Raw genomic sequence first — 17,081 nt, forward strand, 5'->3', positions numbered from 1 at the left:
CGTGGCATTTGATCATCAGGCAATTGAAGCGAAATGGCAGAAACATTGGGAGCAGCATCAGACGTTTGAGACGAAAGAGGATCCTTCCAGACCGAAGTTCTACGCGCTGGACATGTTTCCGTATCCGTCGGGGTCCGGGCTGCACGTAGGTCATCCGGAAGGCTATACAGCAACGGATATTCTATCCAGAATGAAGCGGATGCAGGGGTATAACGTCCTTCACCCGATGGGATGGGATGCGTTCGGACTGCCGGCAGAACAGTTTGCACTGGATACTGGACGCCACCCGGCTGAATTTACGGAACAGAACGTACAGACATTCCGCCGTCAGATTAAAGAGCTCGGTTTTTCCTACGACTGGAACCGTGAAATCAACACAACAGATGAAGACTATTATAAATGGACGCAGTGGATCTTCATTCAGCTCTACAACGAAGGGCTCGCCTATGTGGATGAGGTACCGGTGAACTGGTGCCCGGCACTCGGGACGGTGCTCGCGAATGAAGAAGTAGTCGATGGCGTCAGCGAACGGGGAGGCCATCCGGTGGAACGGCGTCCAATGAAACAGTGGATGCTGAAGATCACGGCCTATGCGGATCGTCTCTTGGAAGACCTGGAGGAGCTGGACTGGCCGGAGTCCATCAAAGACATGCAGCGCAACTGGATCGGCCGTTCGGAAGGCGCAGATGTAGATTTTCAGCTGAAGGGGACTGGCAAAGAGGTCACCGTCTTCACCACACGGCCGGACACGCTGTTCGGCGCGACGTACCTGGTTCTCGCACCGGAACATCCAATGGTGGAGGACATCACTACCGACGAGCAGCGGGACGCCGTCGCCCAGTACCAGAAACAGGTCGGTACGAAAAGTGACCTGGAACGGACAGAGCTTGCCAAAGAAAAAACCGGTGTCTTCACCGGGGGCTATGCGGTTCATCCGGTTTCGGGAGAAGACGTGCCGGTCTGGATCGCCGACTACGTGCTGATCAGCTACGGAACCGGGGCGATCATGGCAGTACCGGGTCATGACGAGCGGGACTATGACTTTGCCTCGGCATTTGGCCTGCCGATTGTCGAAGTCGTATCCGGCGGTGATCTATCCGAGGAAGCCTACAGCGGTGACGGAGAACACGTCAACTCTGATTTTCTGAATGGGCTTCACAATGAAGAAGCGATTTCCCGCATGTGTGACTGGCTCGAAGAACACAAAAAAGGGAAGCGGCAGGTCACCTACCGCCTCCGGGACTGGCTTTTCAGCCGTCAGCGTTACTGGGGAGAACCGATCCCGATGATCCATTGGGAGGACGGTTCGATGACGCCGGTTCCGGAAGAGGAACTTCCGCTCACGCTTCCGGAAATGGATGCATTCAAGCCGTCCGGAACAGGGGAATCCCCGCTTGCCAACAATGAAGAGTGGCTGTATGTCACGGACCCGGAGACCGGGATGAAAGGACGCCGCGAAACGAATACGATGCCGCAGTGGGCAGGAAGCTGCTGGTATTACCTCCGCTTTATTGATCCACATAACGAGGAGCAGCTGGCCGATCCACAGAAGCTGAAGCGCTGGCTCCCGGTGGATATGTATATCGGAGGCGCAGAGCATGCCGTCCTGCATCTGCTGTACGCGCGGTTCTGGCACAAGGTGCTGTATGATATCGGAGTCGTTCCGACGAAGGAGCCGTTCCAGCGCCTGTACAACCAGGGCATGATCCTGGGAGAGAACAATGAGAAGATGAGCAAATCGAAAGGGAACGTCGTGAATCCGGACGACATCATGACGTCCCACGGAGCAGACACGCTTCGTCTTTATGAAATGTTCATGGGCCCTCTCGACGCTGCGATTGCGTGGAGCTCAAACGGGCTGGACGGAGCACGCCGCTTTCTCGACCGGGTGTACCGCCTTTTCGTAGAGGACGGCTCGCTTACAAGCCGGGCGTCCGATCACCAGAGCAGTGATGAGATGACCCGTGTCTATCACCAGACCGTGCAGAAAGTCACGGAGAATTTTGAAGATATGCGCTTTAACACCGGCATCTCGCAGCTGATGGTTTTCATCAACGAAGCCTATAAGCAGGAGAAGGTCTCCATCAGCCACCTGGAAGGATTTTTGAAAATGCTCTCGCCGGTGGCACCACACTTGAGTGAAGAGCTGTGGAGCCTGCTCGGCCATGAAGAGACAATCACCTACGCGACATGGCCGGTGTATGATGAATCGTGGCTTGTCGAAGATGAGATTGAAATTGTGCTGCAGGTGAACGGAAAAGTCCGCTCCAAGCTGCAGGTCGCAAAAGAAGCGACGAAAGACGACCTGGAGCATGCAGCTTTTGCAGATGAAAAAATCAAGGCCGAGACAGAAGGAAAGACGATCCGTAAAGTCATTGCTGTCCCGGGGAAACTCGTGAATATTGTAGCGACGTAGGACCAAGCTGCCGGTTCACGGCTGCTTCGGTGAAAAGATCGTCAAACTGCAACGCCAAAGAAAAGAACAAGGCCCGTCTCCGACATCAGGGAGACGGGCCTTGTTTATGATCTTTTTCTGCCTGTTCCAGTTCATAAGCGGCGAAGCTTCCTTCGGCTGCGAACAGGAGCTGTTGCAAGATGTGCTGCATGATAACGATGGACCTCTCCGGCGTCAACATGCGTTTCCCCTTTGATATTCTCTGCATATCACTTCGGTCTGCAGGGCTTCCCTTCCTCATGGCAGGCCGGTCAGCGTTGATGGATTCCGTTTTCTTTCGATGTGATGTCCATGAGTTCGCCGAGCGTCGTCCGGCCCCGGTCCTCAACATAGCGAAGCAGTTCTACCAGCAAGTGGGCGGTGGTGAGCGCATCTCCGAGGGCGCTGTGTCGTTCGTGGATGGGCGTCCCGAAACTCATCGCATAATGATGCAGGTCCCGCATGTCCCAGGAAGGCGCAAGGTAGCCGATCAAATCCAGCGTATCGACCCCGAGCGGTTCTTCAAAAGACCATTTTTCCCGGGCGAGCTCCTTTTTCAGGACGAGAAGATCGAAGGCCAGATAATGACCGACCCAGCCACAGCCGTCGCTTTTCTCCATGAAGGCGTAAAAATCAGAGATCGCATCAAACGCATCCGGAGCTCCCTGAACGTGGCTGTCCGCAATACCGGTCAGCTCTGTGATTCGTGCTGGGATGTCCCGCTGTGGATTGACGTAAGTCTGAAAGGTGTGGTCCGTGACCTGCAGTCCTTCAACCTGAACAGCGCCGATTTCAATCAGCCGGTCTTTTCCTCCCACAGCAAACCCGGTGGTTTCGGTATCGAAAACCGTAAATGACGTTTCACGGATCGGCTGATTGAGCGGCATCTGGCGTGCGAGTTGATAATGCATTTTCTTCTTCTTCCAGAACATCATAAAGACCGGCTCCTTCTCCCGCAGGAGTAGTTATTGAATACCGAATTCGGCGAGCATATTGTTCTGAAGGGAACGGACGGATTTTAACGCGAGCATCAGCTCTTCTTTCTCTCTCGTCTTCATGTGAGAAAAAAGGATGTCGCTCGAGGATTCTTCTCCCCGCTGGTAGCGGGCCCAGGACTGATGTACACGAATGGAGAGCATCACTTCATAAGCGAACTGCAGCTCATCAGCCGTTTCGGCACTGAGCACGCGCTGGTCTTGAAGAAAGGCGATCTGCTGCCGGGGCGTCCCTTCGACAAATTGATGGTGGGCGCTCAGCAGCTGCAGGCTGTGATAGAACGGGAACAGCGCCTGCTTTTTTATGTTGATGTGGTCCTTTTTCATACGGAACAGAGCCCGGATGGGATGATCGAGAGAAGGGACCGGCTGTTGTTTTTCTTCCTGCGCCGCGCGGTACAGCAGGATGCTGGACTGGCGCAGCTGTTCTTTTACCGTCTGGTTGAAGCGGTCGCGCAGGGCTTCATCCCCATAGAGAAACCGATGGGAAAGGAAGTTCTGGGCTAACAGAATGTTGTCGCCCGTCGCCCGCAGGGACCAGGATCGGAGCCGCTCACTCCAGCGGCGGATCGATCCCCGCCACTGCGGGAAGGAGGCCATCATATCCCCATCACACCGCTTATAGCCGGCATGCTCCATGAGCCGGGTGATCTCTTCGCCGAGAGCACCGAAGTAGGCATCCGTATCATCCGGATCATTGTCAGGAGAAGCCTGATAGACAAGGAAATGATCCTGATCGGAGAGGAGGAACTGCTCCCCGCGCCCGCTGCTGCCCATCATGAAAAAAGCAAAAGCAGCCGGCGGGTTTCCGGTATTCTGAAGCGCCAGATGGATACACTGTCTGGCCAGGCGGTCGTACAGGCTTGTAACTACTTCGAGTGTATAAACGATAGGAATGCGGTCTTCAAGCAGTTTGCCGAGGGCTCCATAGATAGCATGACGGACTTCGGGCAGAGAGTCTTCGTCGGCTTGTTCAATCTCCTGCAGGATGTCGAACGTTCCCCGGTTTTTCTTCCGGAGCAGATCCGACAGCGTCACCATTCCAACCGGTTTCCGGCCATCTGTGACGGGAAGGTGCTTCACGCCGTGCACAAGAAACGTCGATAGGGCCTCGTAATAGTAGGCTGTCCTCGGGACCGTCACAGGGTCCGGCGTCATAATATCTCCGGCTTCGGTGGATTCCGATGCGCCGGCGGCAACATACCTTGACACGATGTCTTTTTCGGTAATGATGCCAGCAGTATCGCCCTGACGATCGGTGATCAGAATGGAACTGATCCCTTCTTCCATCATCCGGGCAGCAAGCAGCTGGACGGAGGTTTCTTCCGGCATGGTGACGGGGACCGGACTCATCAGGTCCTGCACCCGTCGGATGAACGCGTCGCTTTCCCCCCACTGCCGGGAAAGCTTCACCTGTTCGGCGAGAGAGGCGTATATTTCCCGGAGACGGACCGATACCTGCCGCATCATATAATCGCGTACGTCCTCGTCGTGCCAGCGTCGTTCGAGAACGTCATAAGGAATCATGAGGCAGACAGAATGCTCTGATGCTAGCACCTCCACCGTATGCGAGGACTCGTGATCATTGGGCTCACCGAGAAAATCAGCGAGGCTGGAGAAGCCGAGCATATCCCCGGCTTCAAGTACTTCAAGCACTTCCTCCTGTCGGGAAGGACCGGTGTTGACACATACTTCTGCGACACCTTCGACGAGAAGCAGCAGACCTTCCCGGGAGGACTGGGCGTACAGAATCTTCTCCCCTTTATTGTATGCATGCCAGGTGCAGGTCTGAAAAAGGGAGGCGGCTTCTTCCGGAGAAGCACTCCGGAAGAAAGGATGCCGCGCAGCCGTCTGTTCGTGTTTATTTGTCGGAGCCGTCATTGATCCAGACCTCTCCATCTTTGTACGTCATTTGTTCCGGATAACGAAGGTCGACCGCTTCATCCTGCAGTTTCTGCGGCGGTGCCGGTGTAAGCAAGGAAACGACCACGACGAGAATCAGGTTGGCGGCAACACCGAACACACCGGCGCCGGTATCCTGAATACCGAAGAGGGTGACTCCTGCCATCGATAGGAAAATATAACCGAGCGTGACGCCCAGTCCGCCGAGCATCCCGGCAATAGCTCCCTGTGCCGTCATGCGCTTCCACCAGACACCGAGGAAGAGGACAGGGAAGAAGGTACCTCCTGCCAGGGCAAAGGCCCATGCAATGATTTGCGTAATAACCCCCGGAGGATCGAGTGCAATCACGCCGGCAGCAATCGTTGAAGCTACAATGGCGATTCTTCCTGCCAGCAGTCGTTTCTTATCAGACGCATTTGGTCTCAGCAGGCGGTAGTAGATGTCATGTGCAAACGAAGAAGAAATTGTAATCAAGAGCCCGCCGGCTGTCGACAGCGCCGCAGCCATCGCCCCAGCCGCAACCAGGCCGACGACAAACATTCCGAGGTTGGCTATTTCGGGCGTTGCCATGACTACAATATCTTCGTGGATAAATAAATCTTCCCAATGAAGCGTGCCGTCTTCGCTTGTGTCGGCAATTTCAAGCAGGCCGGTATTAATCCAGGCCTCGGTCCAGCCCGGCAGCTCATCAATCGGCTGTCCGACAACCTGGGTCATAATAACGAACCGGGAGAATGCTGCGTACGCAGGTGCGGATAGATACAGCAGTGCGATGAAGAGCAGTGCCCAGGCACCACTCCAGCGTGCAGCTTTCATGGTGGTGACGGTGTAGAATCGGACGATGACGTGCGGCAGGGCCGCGGTACCGACCATCAAGGTGAAGAGAAGCGCGAGAAACTGCGAGCGCTGACTCTCATCAAATGGAGCGAAATATTCTGAGAGTCCGAGCTCCTGGTCAATGGCACCGAGCTCCGTGACAAAATTACCGTATGTAAGCCACGGAAGCGGATTACCGGTAATCTGCAGCGACATGAATACAATCGGAATAATATACGCTGTAATCAATATCATGTACTGGGCAACCTGTGTCCAGGTAACCCCCTTCATCCCGCCGAGAGAAGCGTAGATGGCGATTACGACCACCCCGATCATCACCCCGGAAGAGGCCGGCAGGTTCAATAGACGACCGATAACAACGCCGGAACCGGAAAGCTGGCCGATGATATACGTGAAGCTGATAATAATGGTCGCGATCGCGGCGATGAGCCGCGCCGGGTTGCTGTCAAACCGGTCCCCGATAAACTCCGGTACGGTGAAACGTCCGTATTTCCGGAGCTGCGGGGCGAGCAGGAAGGTTAAGAGCAGATACCCGCCTGTCCAGCCCATAATATAAGCGAGACCGTCGTAGCCGAGCATCATGACGGTACCGGCCATCCCGATAAAGGAAGCGGCACTCATCCAGTCGCCGCCGATGGCCATCCCGTTCCAGAATGGCGGAATGCCGCGGCTGGCTACGTAGAAATCAGAGGTTACTTTTGCTCGGTTGTAAATGGAAATACCAATATAGAGTGCAAAGGTGAGTAAGATAAGAATTAACGAGACGAGTGACTGCTGGTCCAAAATAAAACCCTCCTAAAGGCTGATCTGCTGCTTCTGCTTTTAATGGTCGGAAGCGCCGCCGCTGATCTGCACGTTCTGTTTTTCGTCGATCCCGAATTTTTTATCTACGTAATCGCTGATGATGGCGTTGAGAAACAGGAGAACGACGAAGGTGACGACAGCTCCCTGTGCTCCCATATAATAGTGGGCCGGCATGCCGAGTATCATGGCGCCGGACGCATTGATGGATTCAGCGAAAAAGGCGACGCCGTAGGAAACGGAAAAACCGATTAGAAGAAATACGATAATCATGGTAGTACGAATACGGAAATATTTATCCGCGGTAGCTTTGTCTATTTTTCTCATATGCACATTCCTCCTCCAATATGTTGAACCGTCACTGTTCACCTCCTTGATCGAATGTGGTAACGCTTTCAAAAAATCATGCGGCAGAAACCCGGTGCGAGGTGCGCCGGCAGTTCCGGCAGACAACCATCGGAGCCCGTTTCCTGCCGATCAGGTAATTGGTGGCAAAGAGCGGGGGAATGAACCAGAGCAGCACGGGACTGATCCACACGGCAAGGATGATCGTAAGCAGGAGCGGCAGGGTGGACGTAACGAAAACGTATCTGCCTAAAGAAACCGTCAAGGTACTGTCACTTTGGCATTCCGGACATGTCATGTATGTATTCCTCCTTATCTAAGACTGAAAACAAAGCGGACGGTCTCCCAGAACGGCATAGGGACGAGAATAATCTGAATCACCAGATAGCCGATCATGAAAAAGAAGGGGACGGTCAGCAGGATGGCTTTCTTGTACTTGATTGCAGCAAAGATGACGACAGCTGTCATCAGCCAGAAGCCAATCAGCAGTTCCATGGTGTCACTTCCTTCCAAAGTCAATGGTGTAACATAATGGTAAGTGTATCATAATTATTTCAAATTTTCAGAATGAAAACAATGAAAATTTTTTGCGCAGATCTCCAATTTTAAGGGAAAATAAATACAGATTACCGGCATTCCAGCTGTCACAGTACAGAGAGCAGAGTAAAAAAATTTCCGCAGGCGAATCATCAGCCTGAGTGAAATGCCATGAGGCAGGACGCCAAGTGTGATAATAGCCGCTGGGGGAAAAGGAGGATCCACAAAGACACTGCAGCAGAAGGACAGGGATACTGGACCGGAAGGAGGGGCTGCTGCATTTGTCCAAGTATAGGAACGTATAAGTCCACATATAAGAAGACGGCGGAGCGGGAAGAAAGCAAACCCCTTTCTTCCCTCGAAAAGCGTGCGCCACACGCCGTTCCGAACAAAAGGCGCTCTGCGCTTTTGTTCAATGATAGGAATGTATAAGTTCTCATACAGTGTGACGGCGGCTCCATGCGCTGCTCGGGAAGAAACAAAGAACGTGTTTTCTTCCCTCAAAAAGCTTGCAGCGCTTCCGCACGCCGTTCCGACCAAAAGGCGCTTTGCGCTTTTGTTCCGTACAGCGGGAGAGGCGGGCTTATGACTAAAAAAACCCTTACGCCGGAGAGAGGACTCCAACGAAAGGGGAGGGACAGAAAGAGCTCGGATGCTTTCGCGGGCGGCGTGTTCCAGCTGCCCGGACAGGAATCACCGGCTGCGTTCCAGCAGTTTTTCAGGAAGGAAGAGACGCGCGGCTCTCCGCAGCGGAACTGCCTGCCGTATAGCCGGTGGAGAAGGCGACTGTGATGTTGTACCCGCCGGTGTAACCATGGAGGTCCATCACTTCGCCACAGAAAAACAACCCGGGCATCTTTCTGGATTCCATCCGTTTTGGATAAACTTCCTTCACACTTACGCCGCCGCCGGTAACGAACGCTTTTTCAATAGAGAGTGTCCCGGTAGCAGTGAGAGGGAATTCCTTCCACACACGGGCAAGTGTGTCGATACTGTCGTGTGGTGTTTCGGTACAGACTGCCGACTCACTCAGTCCGCAGAGCTGCAGCGTGACTGGCAGCAGCCGTTCCGGGAGCATACCGGAGAATGCGTTTTTCAACGCTTTTTTCGGCGCATCTTTCATTTTCGCTTTTAACGATTCTGCCAGCTGACCGGCTGACTCCTCTGGAAAAAGATCGATCTCCATCGGGATTTCCGCATAATCGTACTTTTTCTTTGCTTTGACAACGTACTGGGAACAGCGCAGGCCAATGGGACCGGACACACCGAAGTGGGTGAAGATCATATCCCCGGTGTGGGATTTGATTTTCTTGTTTTTCTTTTTCGGATCTTTGACGGTCAGCGTCACCTGCCGCAACGAGAGGCCCTGCAGTTCTTTTGACTGAATGAACGCATCGTTCACCGTAATAGGGACCTCGGTTGGATACAGCTCCGTGATCGTATGTCCCGCTTTCTCGGCCCACGGGTACCCATCTCCGGTAGACCCTGTGTGTGGCACCGATTTGCCCCCGGCAGCAATAATAATAGAGGAGGCAGCCAGCATCGTGCCATCGGCCAGTTCTACATGATGCATACCTTCTTCGTGAAAGTGAAGATCGTTGACTTCCGTATTTTTGCGCGTTTCCACCTGCAGCTGCTGCAGCTTCTGAAGAAGGGCTCGGACGACGTCGGCCGCTTTATCGTTCACCGGAAACATGCGTCCATTGTCTTCTTCTTTCAGCTCGATGCCGAGCTGTTCAAAAAAGGCGATAATGTTTTCGTTGTTGAATATGGAAAACGGACTGTACATAAAGCGGCCGTTCCCCGGTATATGACGGATCAGTTCTTCTGCTTCGGCCCGGTTGGTAACGTTGCAGCGGCCGCCGCCGGAGATAGCCAGCTTGCGTCCGAGCTTACCGCCTTTATCCAGCAGCAGAACGTCCGCTCCGTGTTCAGCTGCAGCCGCGGCTGCCATCAGACCGGAAGGACCGCCGCCGATCACAATCACATCTTTGGTTTCCATCGTTTTCTCACCCGCTTTCTTCTATTGCATCTCCATTATACAACATGACGTTGTCGTCTGCCTCCACCTCCGTACCTGGTGGCACGATCAGAATAGCCCGGACCGGTTCTCTGGATCCACCGCCTCGCGGGGAGGGCAGACCAGGGGAAGAATGGTCGATAATCGACGGATATACCAGCGGGCCGAAGGTCATTTGATCTGCTTCTGCGGCCTTCTGTACATCGACTACCTGACTGTCTGATTCCAGTTTGACTTCGGGGCGCGTCACGATAGTTGGAACATGATACAGCCGGATCTCCTCGATGTTTTCTTCGATGACATGCACTTCTGTGAAAAGGCTTTGGTTCTCATCGTCTTCACGCAGCTGGATCGTGCCCGCAGTCCTTTCTCCTTCATAGAGCAGAGCAAGGTCGGATGTATCTCCCTCTTCAAACTGTGATTCCCGTTCCATTTCGCTTACATGGACATCGACTGGGTCCGTCAGCATAAGCGCTGCCGGAATGCTTAAGACCACGACCATCCCATAGCCGGCGAGAGCGATGACACCAAATTTAGACGATCGACGGTTGAGCGTCATGCCGATGAAAATAAGAACGATGAACAAAAGGATCGAAAAATCCATCTCAGCGCACCTCCTTAGGAGACGCTGCCGCTGACAAGATCATAGCGCCAGCAAAAAGAACTACCGCAGCAGGGAAATAGAAAAGGTCAATCGGAAGCCCCATTAAAAGCGTGCTCCAGCTTATATTGGTCAAAAATAGAATCGTGAAGACAACGGGAAAAAAGAGAAGGGAAGCCCAGAAACATTTCCCGTCTTTCAGAGCCAGCTGGTACATCGAGCTCAAAAACGTCCCTGCGGCGGAACAGACGAGCAGAAAGGCCATCCATTCGGCCCAGTTTCCTGCCAGTACAGACGCGCTGAGAGGAAGCCTGACCGTATCCGTTGTCGTGATGAGAGCCGCTCCAACAGATACGGGAAAATAAATGAGCGCAGCAAATGTCGCAGCCACGGCGGACATACCGGCCAAAAAGCTGGCATGAACAACGTAAAAAAGGTTATTTGTCTGAATCAGCGCAGCTTCCTCTTGCTTGGTGACAAGCGAAGCCAGCTGGGCACTGCCGACCACCATCCAGATACCTAAGAAAAAGTAGAGGTTTGGATACTGATGGACGGCGGCTCCATTCATGTAATCCATCGGCTCGCCCGACGCGTCTGCGATGGCAGCTAAGAGTAGAAGCGGAAGAAAAAGCAGAAAGCCTGAAGCTGTCCGGGTCTTCCACCGCAGATGATGAAGAAGCAGGTGTTGTTTATTGATCTGTTGAATACGGCATCCCTCCCCGCTGCTTTGTCAGCACATAATATACTTCAGCCGGCCGAAGTCGTTTCTGCCAGGCTGGATGGACCTCTACGGACCAGTCGGCTTCCCGGATCACTGCTTCTATCTGACCACCGGGAAGAGTCTCGAGGCGCACAGCCTGCTTTTTCACGTCTTCCGGCAGATCCGGATTCCCCTGGACCGTGACGTACATGTCACGTAACACATCCACCTCTTCGTGCAGCAGCAACTTGCCTTCATGAAGGATCACTAAGTGTTCCAGAATCTGTTCCATCTCACTCAAGTGATGGGTCGCGATCATGATGGTACGCGGGTGGCGGATATACTCTTTCAGCACCAGGTCATAGAACTCCCGCCGGACGGTTTCATCCAAGCCGCTTTCCGGCTCATCCATGAGCGTCAGCGGCGCTCTTGTGCTGAGTGCATAGAGTGCTCGGAATAAAGCCTTCTCTCCTTTAGAAAGAACCCCCAGCTTCTGGTTCATGGGAAGCTGAAAATAATCTACTGCTTCCGCCATCACGGTCCCTGCCCAGGCAGGATAAAAGGAGGACGCCTGCTCCGCGATTTCCTTCAAGGTAAAATTGGGCGGAAAGGGAACATGTTCATCCATAAAACAGATCGCTTCCTGTGCTGTGATGGTGTCAAGATCGTACCGCCCGATATGTATTTCGCCATGGCTGGGACGGAGAAGTCCTGCAGCCAGCTCGAGCAGGGTGGATTTGCCGGAACCGTTTTTCCCGGTTACCCCGACGAGCGTCTGTTCAGGAATATCGAGGGTGATGCGCTCCAGCATCGGATTGCCGCGGGATTTCGATACATCCCGAAATGTCAGTAACGTCATGAATCTCTCTCCTTTTTTTCTGCTTCGTGTCGAATCATCGCCTCCACTTCGTCTATCGGTACCTCCAGGTAGGCCGCTTCCTCCACCAGCTCCCGGACATACCGCTGCAGCGTGTCCGATCTCCGGCGCTCAAGAACAGCGTGATAAGCTCCCGGAGCGATGAACGTTCCGAGTCCGCGCTGTTTGTATAGAATGTCCTCCTGGAGTAAAGCAGTGATCCCTTTCCCTGCTGTAGCCGGATTGATGTGGAACTGTTCAGCAAGTTGATACTGAGATGGAGCTTTATCTCCTTCCTGGAGCCTTCCAGCAAGAATTTCTCCTTCCAACCAGTGAGCAATCTGCCGGTAAAGCGGGGTACTACTCTGCTCAGAGAGCATCGCCTTCCTCCCTTCTTTCCTAGTGCATTAGTGCAGTAATGTACTGGCTACTTTAGCACGAATCCATTTATATGGCAACGTCGTTTTCCCATGAGCAGAAACTGTGCATCAACGTCCATTTTCCCCTATAATTGGGGTTGAGGCAGAAAATGACGGCTTGAGATGACGTGAGAAGCAATTACCGGCAGAATTCCTTTGATTTTTTATAAAAACGCTATTTTATTCTGTCGTCGGATGTGCTACACTCCTTCTTGGAGTGAAAAAAGGGACCAAGATAGAAACACCTGAGAGGAGGATTTTTCGTATGTTTGCATCAATGAAAACGAAACTCGAATCCAAACGTGCTGTTCTCGCAGAACAGACGCAGCAGCGGATCGAGCAGTTTGCTCAGTTTGAACGTCAGCAGTCACTGGAGGAAATGGAACGTCAGCAGTCGCAGCAGTCGATTTTGAATCAGGAGGTCGGCAAGTACTTGAAGACGGTACATCCGGCATTCCTTCTTAAATCTGAAGTCAATCGTGCAGTACTGAACATGATTTATTCCCGTTCAGAAGGCACGTTCAATATGAACGTCTCGATGACAAAAGAAATGAGGAAGGCGTATTCCTTCTATCATAATGAGCTGAAGATTTTTCTATCTCTGCTTGAGCGCAAAGGATTCAACCTGGAAGGCCAGGAAGAGCTGTTCATGCAGTCGTTTTTGACAAAGCTTCAGGAGAACAATTTCCGCTATCTGGCTGACACCTACGGCGAGTTCGTTTCTGAGAATGCATCCATTACCGAAGCATTCGAAGCCTACCTCGACACGGTGGATAGAGGAAGCAGATATGAGATCGGCCACCTGGATTTCTTTTCTTCCTATCTGAATCAAAAAGGTATCGTGTCCTTTTCCTGGACGACGAGCCGGCTGAAGCGCAAGCTGAGACAATACGAGCGGGCGCACAAGCAGGAATTCAAGATGAAAGAACTGGAACGACGCCTGCAGCGGATCAGCTGATCCTGCTGCTGCCGCGTGCCCGGCTCCGCCTCTGGCGGGCCCGGGCTCTTTTTTATGTGATAAGAATGGATACGTTCTTTATCGAGAGAGACGGTGTCGTGCGCTGACCGCTGTCTTCTCTTCAAAAGCCTGAGGCACAGGCCGTTTCGATCAAAAGGTGCTCTGCGCTTCTGGTCGGAGGTGGAGTGGTTTTTTTCATGCCGAAGGAAAGAAAAACCGGCAGTCTGGTGCGGTCTGCGGCCCTTTTTTTGAGAACAGCATAGATACTTTCTTCTATTTACCTGCGGCCGGAGAGTAGAGAGTCTTTCCGTGACGTGATAAAGTGAATAATCGGGAGGGATTATATGACGAAAGCATGGAATGTTTTATTTGTCGGTGCCGGCAGGATGGCAGAGGCGGTCATTGCCGGGCTGGTGCGTGAAAATAGGGATGTCTTCAATCAAATCAGCGTGACGAATCAATCCAACAAGGAAAAGCTGCAGTACCTTCAGCATACATATGGGATACAACCGGTCACAGACTGGCTGAAGGCGGTGCAGCAGAGTGACATGATTGTACTTGCTGCACCGCCGCAGGCGCATGAACAGCTGCTGCAAACGATGAAGCCGGTACTGCGGGGACAGCTTGTCATCACGGTAGCTGCGGGAATCGATACCGATTATCTGGAATTCCTGCTCCCAAAAGGGACACCGGCATGCTGGATCATGCCGAACACAGCGGCACAGGTCGGCATGTCCATGTCCACGTACAGCTGCGGTGCTCACGTAACAGCAGAGCATCGTATCTACATCGAGGCGCTTCTGGAGGCGGTAGGGCCCTCAGAAGAACTTTCGCAGCAGCTGGTCCATGACATGACGGCTGTTACCGGAAGTGCTCCTGCATTTATCTATTATGTAGCAGAGGCGTTAAAAGATGCAGCGGTATCGTACGGCATTTCTGAAGAACAGGCGTTAAGACTCGTCACGCAGATGCTGAAGGGGAGTGCGGCCATGCTGGAAGCCGGTCATGACCCGAAGGATCTCATGGAGCAGGTGGCTTCGCCGGGCGGATCCACAGCGGAAGGACTGGAAGTGCTGGAGACATACGATACTGCTGCCCGCTTTCGACAGGCCGTAGAAGCAGCAAACAATCATGCTAAAGGAGGAGGGAAATCATGAACACGATTCAGGTGAGAACGTCATCCAGAGATGAAATGATGGATATCACGAGGAAGGTCCAACAGGCGGTAGAGGAGTCGGGCGTCCAGGAAGGCATCGTGTATATCATGAGTGCCCATACGACGGCGGGCATTACCATTAACGAGAATGCAGACCCGGATGTCAAAACGGATATGCTGCAGCGCCTCGCCGACGTGTATCCGTGGGAAGATCCCAAGGACCGTCACATGGAAGGGAATACGGCAGCACACTTGAAGACAAGTACAACAGGCGCTTCTCAAGTGGTCATCATCAGCGGAGGGCGGCTCGTTCTCGGTACGTGGCAGGGCATTTATTTTTGTGAGTTTGATGGGCCCCGCAGCCGGAACGTGCACGTGAAAATTCTCCATGGATAACGCGGGTATGGGTTCTCCAGAAAGGATCGGCCGCTATGTCTGATAATCAACTTTTACGAGGTACGATGATCTTGTCTGCAGGGATTTTCCTTACAAAATTCCTCGGTCTGATCTATATATTTCCTTTTACAGCCATTGTCGGGGAACAAGGGCTGGCTCTCTACAGCTATGGGTATATTCCGTATACCGTCCTGCTGAGTCTGGCAACGATGGGGATCCCGCTCGCTGTGTCGAAATTCGTGTCCAAATACAACGCGCTCGGGGATTACCATACTGGCCAGCGCCTGCTCCGCTCCGGCTTGATCGTGATGAGTGTGACTGGATTTGCCGCTTTCCTGCTGTTGTTTGCAGCGGCTGAACCTATCGCCAGACAAGTCATTGATCCTGGTTCAGCAGGCGGCAACCAGCTTGAAGACGTGGTGTTTGCCGTACGAATGGTCAGTGCGGCACTGCTGCTCGTCCCGGTCATGGCCATCATACGCGGATTCTTTCAGGGACATCAGTCGATGGGACCGACCGCAGTCTCGCAGGTAGTAGAGCAGATCGTACGAATCATTTTCATTCTTGTGCTGACGTACCTTATTATCAATACGTTCGGCGGAAGTCTTGGTACGGCTGTCGGCTTTGCTGTGTTCGGCGCTTTCGCCGGGGCTCTCGGCGGCCTTGGTATTCTGCTGTACTACTGGAAAAAGCGTGCTGCGGGCATACGTGCCCAAATGCAGCAGAGTACAACGGATCATCAGCTGAGCTACACGGCCATGTACAAAGAACTGCTCAAGTATGCAGTGCCGCTGTCTCTCGTCGGCTTGTCGATTCCGCTGTATCAGACGGTGGATCTCTGGACCTTCAACGAAGCAATGAGAGATGCCGGATTCAGTGGGGGAATCGAAGAGCTATACTACGGTGCCTTCACGCAGTCAACGCACAAGCTGATCATGATTCCTGTCTCCATTGCAACAGCGATGTCACTGACCATTCTACCAACGGTCACCGAAGCCTTTACGAATAAAGATAATGAAAAACTACAGCGGACGATCACCCAGGCCTACCAGATTATCCTGTTCCTGACGATTCCGGCGGCGGCAGGTCTTCTCGTGACGGCGGCACCGGTGTACGGTGCATTGTTTGGAGTAGGCGAGACGGCGATCGGCGCTGAAATCCTGCGCACCTACGCTCCGGCAGCCGTGTTCTTTGCTGTCTTTGCGGTGACGGCTTCGCTGCTGCAGGGGATTAACAAACAGCAGTACGCCGTGCTCGCGCTCCTCGCAGGGCTGGCATTCAAAGCACTGCTCAACGGATGGTTTATTCAATGGTTCGGCCCGCAGGGAGGCGTTTTTGCTACGATCGGCGGTTATCTGATTGCGGTGTCTATCAATGTATGGGCGGTCGGAAGATTCGCTGCGTTTGACTACAGCCTAATCAAAAGACGCCTTATGCAGACTGTCGTTTTCAGTAGCCTGATGGCTCTCGTCGTTCTCTACATCTCCTACGCGCTGCAGCAGACGTTCCCGCTCGACAGCAGGATGAACGCCATGATTGTTCTCGCGTTGTCTGTCGGATCCGGCGCTGTCATTTATGCTTTTGTGACGATCAAAACGGGGCTTGCCGGCCGTGTGCTAGGCCACCGTTTTTCAATGCTGCAGTAGTACCGGGACTCCAGGCAGGCTTGGACGACAACTAGGACGATGCTCGGAAAAAACAGAAATAAAAAAGCCCCCAACCAAAAAGGGTGGGGGCTTCTGTATTTTGAAGGTTGATTGGTCACAGGACAACCGCCTGCCGCTGCTTTTGTTACATACTCCCTCTTTCTACTTTTTCAAAAGCGCAGTATCTTCATATATCTTCGAATTACTCTACCGGCCGTTTAAAATAAAGCTTTCTCACAAACTGTTTTTTTCATTTTTAGGATTATGTGGTAAATAAGGGTCCATCCGATGACTCATGGTTAAAAATACCAATTATTTCTCTGACCTATGGTCGCACATGTGGATCTCCACGCTGCTCACGGTGGTGTACCCTCCCACGTCTCTCGGAGTCTTCGCTCCTACATTCCTTCGTTCAACCTATCCGTGAGGTGGAGGTCGGAAATGCTTTCTTGCTGGGTCGCTATGCCCGAAAGTATA

The 17,081-nt window shown here is 52.9% G+C and carries 16 protein-coding genes; 5 read left to right on the top strand and 11 right to left on the bottom strand.

Annotation, left to right across the window (positions count from 1 at the left end; genetic code table 11):
• The first annotated feature begins 1 nt into the window (after nucleotide 1).
• Nucleotides 2–2,416 (top strand): leucine--tRNA ligase, encoded by a 2,415-nt coding sequence (leuS, locus tag G477_RS0111120; protein WP_026698010.1) that lies wholly within the window; start codon nucleotides 2–4, stop codon nucleotides 2,414–2,416.
• 290 nt (nucleotides 2,417–2,706) lie between these two features.
• Here the strand turns inward: leuS and G477_RS0111130 are convergent, their stop codons facing one another.
• The 11 genes from G477_RS0111130 to G477_RS0111180 form a co-directional block, all read right to left on the bottom strand.
• Nucleotides 2,707–3,366, bottom strand: coding sequence for a 3'-5' exonuclease (locus G477_RS0111130; protein ID WP_026698011.1), 660 nt, complete (start codon nucleotides 3,364–3,366; stop codon nucleotides 2,707–2,709).
• 33 nt (nucleotides 3,367–3,399) lie between these two features.
• Nucleotides 3,400–5,310 carry a DUF294 nucleotidyltransferase-like domain-containing protein gene (locus tag G477_RS19420; RefSeq protein WP_035211876.1) on the bottom strand — a complete coding sequence of 637 codons (1,911 nt, stop codon included), beginning with the start codon at nucleotides 5,308–5,310 and terminating at the stop codon, nucleotides 3,400–3,402.
• Nucleotides 5,291–6,952 carry a sodium:solute symporter family protein gene (locus G477_RS0111140; protein WP_026698012.1) on the bottom strand — a complete coding sequence of 554 codons (1,662 nt, stop codon included), beginning with the start codon at nucleotides 6,950–6,952 and terminating at the stop codon, nucleotides 5,291–5,293. The genes G477_RS19420 and G477_RS0111140 overlap by 20 nt, the downstream gene beginning before the upstream one ends.
• Nucleotides 6,953–6,991: 39 nt before the next feature.
• A complete protein-coding gene (locus tag G477_RS0111145; RefSeq protein WP_026698013.1) occupies nucleotides 6,992–7,297 on the bottom strand; it encodes a DUF4212 domain-containing protein in 306 nt (101 codons plus the stop codon).
• Between the two features lie 76 nt (nucleotides 7,298–7,373).
• On the bottom strand, nucleotides 7,374–7,613 hold the full coding sequence (locus tag G477_RS0111150) for a hypothetical protein (protein ID WP_026698014.1): 240 nt from the start codon (nucleotides 7,611–7,613) through the stop codon (nucleotides 7,374–7,376).
• 14 nt (nucleotides 7,614–7,627) lie between these two features.
• Nucleotides 7,628–7,810 (bottom strand): hypothetical protein, encoded by a 183-nt coding sequence (locus G477_RS0111155; protein ID WP_026698015.1) that lies wholly within the window; start codon nucleotides 7,808–7,810, stop codon nucleotides 7,628–7,630.
• 760 nt (nucleotides 7,811–8,570) lie between these two features.
• The gene (locus G477_RS0111160; RefSeq protein WP_026698016.1) at nucleotides 8,571–9,854 is read right to left on the bottom strand and encodes a BaiN/RdsA family NAD(P)/FAD-dependent oxidoreductase; all 1,284 of its coding nucleotides are present in this window, start codon (nucleotides 9,852–9,854) and stop codon (nucleotides 8,571–8,573) included.
• 7 nt (nucleotides 9,855–9,861) lie between these two features.
• The gene (locus G477_RS0111165) at nucleotides 9,862–10,476 is read right to left on the bottom strand and encodes a hypothetical protein (protein ID WP_026698017.1); all 615 of its coding nucleotides are present in this window, start codon (nucleotides 10,474–10,476) and stop codon (nucleotides 9,862–9,864) included.
• A gap of 1 nt (nucleotide 10,477) precedes the next feature.
• Nucleotides 10,478–11,050, bottom strand: coding sequence for a hypothetical protein (locus G477_RS0111170; protein ID WP_026698018.1), 573 nt, complete (start codon nucleotides 11,048–11,050; stop codon nucleotides 10,478–10,480).
• Between the two features lie 112 nt (nucleotides 11,051–11,162).
• Nucleotides 11,163–12,032, bottom strand: a complete 870-nt coding sequence (locus G477_RS0111175) for an ATP-binding cassette domain-containing protein (protein ID WP_026698019.1) — start codon at nucleotides 12,030–12,032, stop codon at nucleotides 11,163–11,165.
• On the bottom strand, nucleotides 12,029–12,409 hold the full coding sequence (locus G477_RS0111180) for a GntR family transcriptional regulator (RefSeq protein WP_026698020.1): 381 nt from the start codon (nucleotides 12,407–12,409) through the stop codon (nucleotides 12,029–12,031). Before G477_RS0111180 ends, G477_RS0111175 begins: the two co-directional genes overlap by 4 nt.
• 304 nt (nucleotides 12,410–12,713) lie before the next feature.
• Between G477_RS0111180 and G477_RS0111185 the strand changes: the two genes are divergently transcribed.
• The 4 genes from G477_RS0111185 (at nucleotide 12,714) to G477_RS0111200 (ending at nucleotide 16,604) form a co-directional block, all read left to right on the top strand.
• Nucleotides 12,714–13,406 carry a hypothetical protein gene (locus G477_RS0111185; protein ID WP_026698021.1) on the top strand — a complete coding sequence of 231 codons (693 nt, stop codon included), beginning with the start codon at nucleotides 12,714–12,716 and terminating at the stop codon, nucleotides 13,404–13,406.
• 344 nt (nucleotides 13,407–13,750) lie between these two features.
• Entirely contained in the window at nucleotides 13,751–14,563 is an 813-nt protein-coding gene (proC, locus tag G477_RS0111190; protein WP_026698022.1) for a pyrroline-5-carboxylate reductase, read from the top strand.
• Nucleotides 14,557–14,958: a secondary thiamine-phosphate synthase enzyme YjbQ gene (locus G477_RS0111195; RefSeq protein WP_026698023.1), complete on the top strand. Its 402-nt coding sequence runs from the start codon at nucleotides 14,557–14,559 to the stop codon at nucleotides 14,956–14,958. The genes proC and G477_RS0111195 overlap by 7 nt, the downstream gene beginning before the upstream one ends.
• A gap of 35 nt (nucleotides 14,959–14,993) precedes the next feature.
• Nucleotides 14,994–16,604 (top strand): putative polysaccharide biosynthesis protein, encoded by a 1,611-nt coding sequence (locus G477_RS0111200; protein ID WP_026698024.1) that lies wholly within the window; start codon nucleotides 14,994–14,996, stop codon nucleotides 16,602–16,604.
• The last annotated feature ends 477 nt before the right edge of the window (nucleotides 16,605–17,081 follow it).

Source organism: Alkalicoccus chagannorensis DSM 18086 (genome assembly GCF_000429725.1).
In the GTDB taxonomy this organism is placed as follows: Bacteria; Bacillota; Bacilli; order Bacillales; family Salisediminibacteriaceae; genus Alkalicoccus; species Alkalicoccus chagannorensis.

What these genes read in the sequence shown, in the direction of transcription:
- G477_RS0111130 (WP_026698011.1), bottom strand. Translation starts at nt 3,366, where the DNA reads ATGTTCTGGAAGAAGAAGAAAATGCATTATCAACTCGCACGCCAGATG.
- G477_RS19420 (WP_035211876.1), bottom strand. Translation starts at nt 5,310, where the DNA reads ATGACGGCTCCGACAAATAAACACGAACAGACGGCTGCGCGGCATCCT.
- G477_RS0111145 (WP_026698013.1), bottom strand. Translation starts at nt 7,297, where the DNA reads ATGAGAAAAATAGACAAAGCTACCGCGGATAAATATTTCCGTATTCGT.
- G477_RS0111150 (WP_026698014.1), bottom strand. Translation starts at nt 7,613, where the DNA reads ATGACATGTCCGGAATGCCAAAGTGACAGTACCTTGACGGTTTCTTTA.
- G477_RS0111155 (WP_026698015.1), bottom strand. Translation starts at nt 7,810, where the DNA reads ATGGAACTGCTGATTGGCTTCTGGCTGATGACAGCTGTCGTCATCTTT.
- G477_RS0111160 (WP_026698016.1), bottom strand. Translation starts at nt 9,854, where the DNA reads ATGGAAACCAAAGATGTGATTGTGATCGGCGGCGGTCCTTCCGGTCTG.
- G477_RS0111165 (WP_026698017.1), bottom strand. Translation starts at nt 10,476, where the DNA reads ATGGATTTTTCGATCCTTTTGTTCATCGTTCTTATTTTCATCGGCATG.
- G477_RS0111170 (WP_026698018.1), bottom strand. Translation starts at nt 11,050, where the DNA reads ATGGATTACATGAATGGAGCCGCCGTCCATCAGTATCCAAACCTCTAC.
- G477_RS0111175 (WP_026698019.1), bottom strand. Translation starts at nt 12,032, where the DNA reads ATGACGTTACTGACATTTCGGGATGTATCGAAATCCCGCGGCAATCCG.
- G477_RS0111180 (WP_026698020.1), bottom strand. Translation starts at nt 12,409, where the DNA reads ATGCTCTCTGAGCAGAGTAGTACCCCGCTTTACCGGCAGATTGCTCAC.
- G477_RS0111185 (WP_026698021.1), top strand. Translation starts at nt 12,714, where the DNA reads ATGTTTGCATCAATGAAAACGAAACTCGAATCCAAACGTGCTGTTCTC.
- proC (WP_026698022.1), top strand. Translation starts at nt 13,751, where the DNA reads ATGACGAAAGCATGGAATGTTTTATTTGTCGGTGCCGGCAGGATGGCA.
- G477_RS0111200 (WP_026698024.1), top strand. Translation starts at nt 14,994, where the DNA reads ATGTCTGATAATCAACTTTTACGAGGTACGATGATCTTGTCTGCAGGG.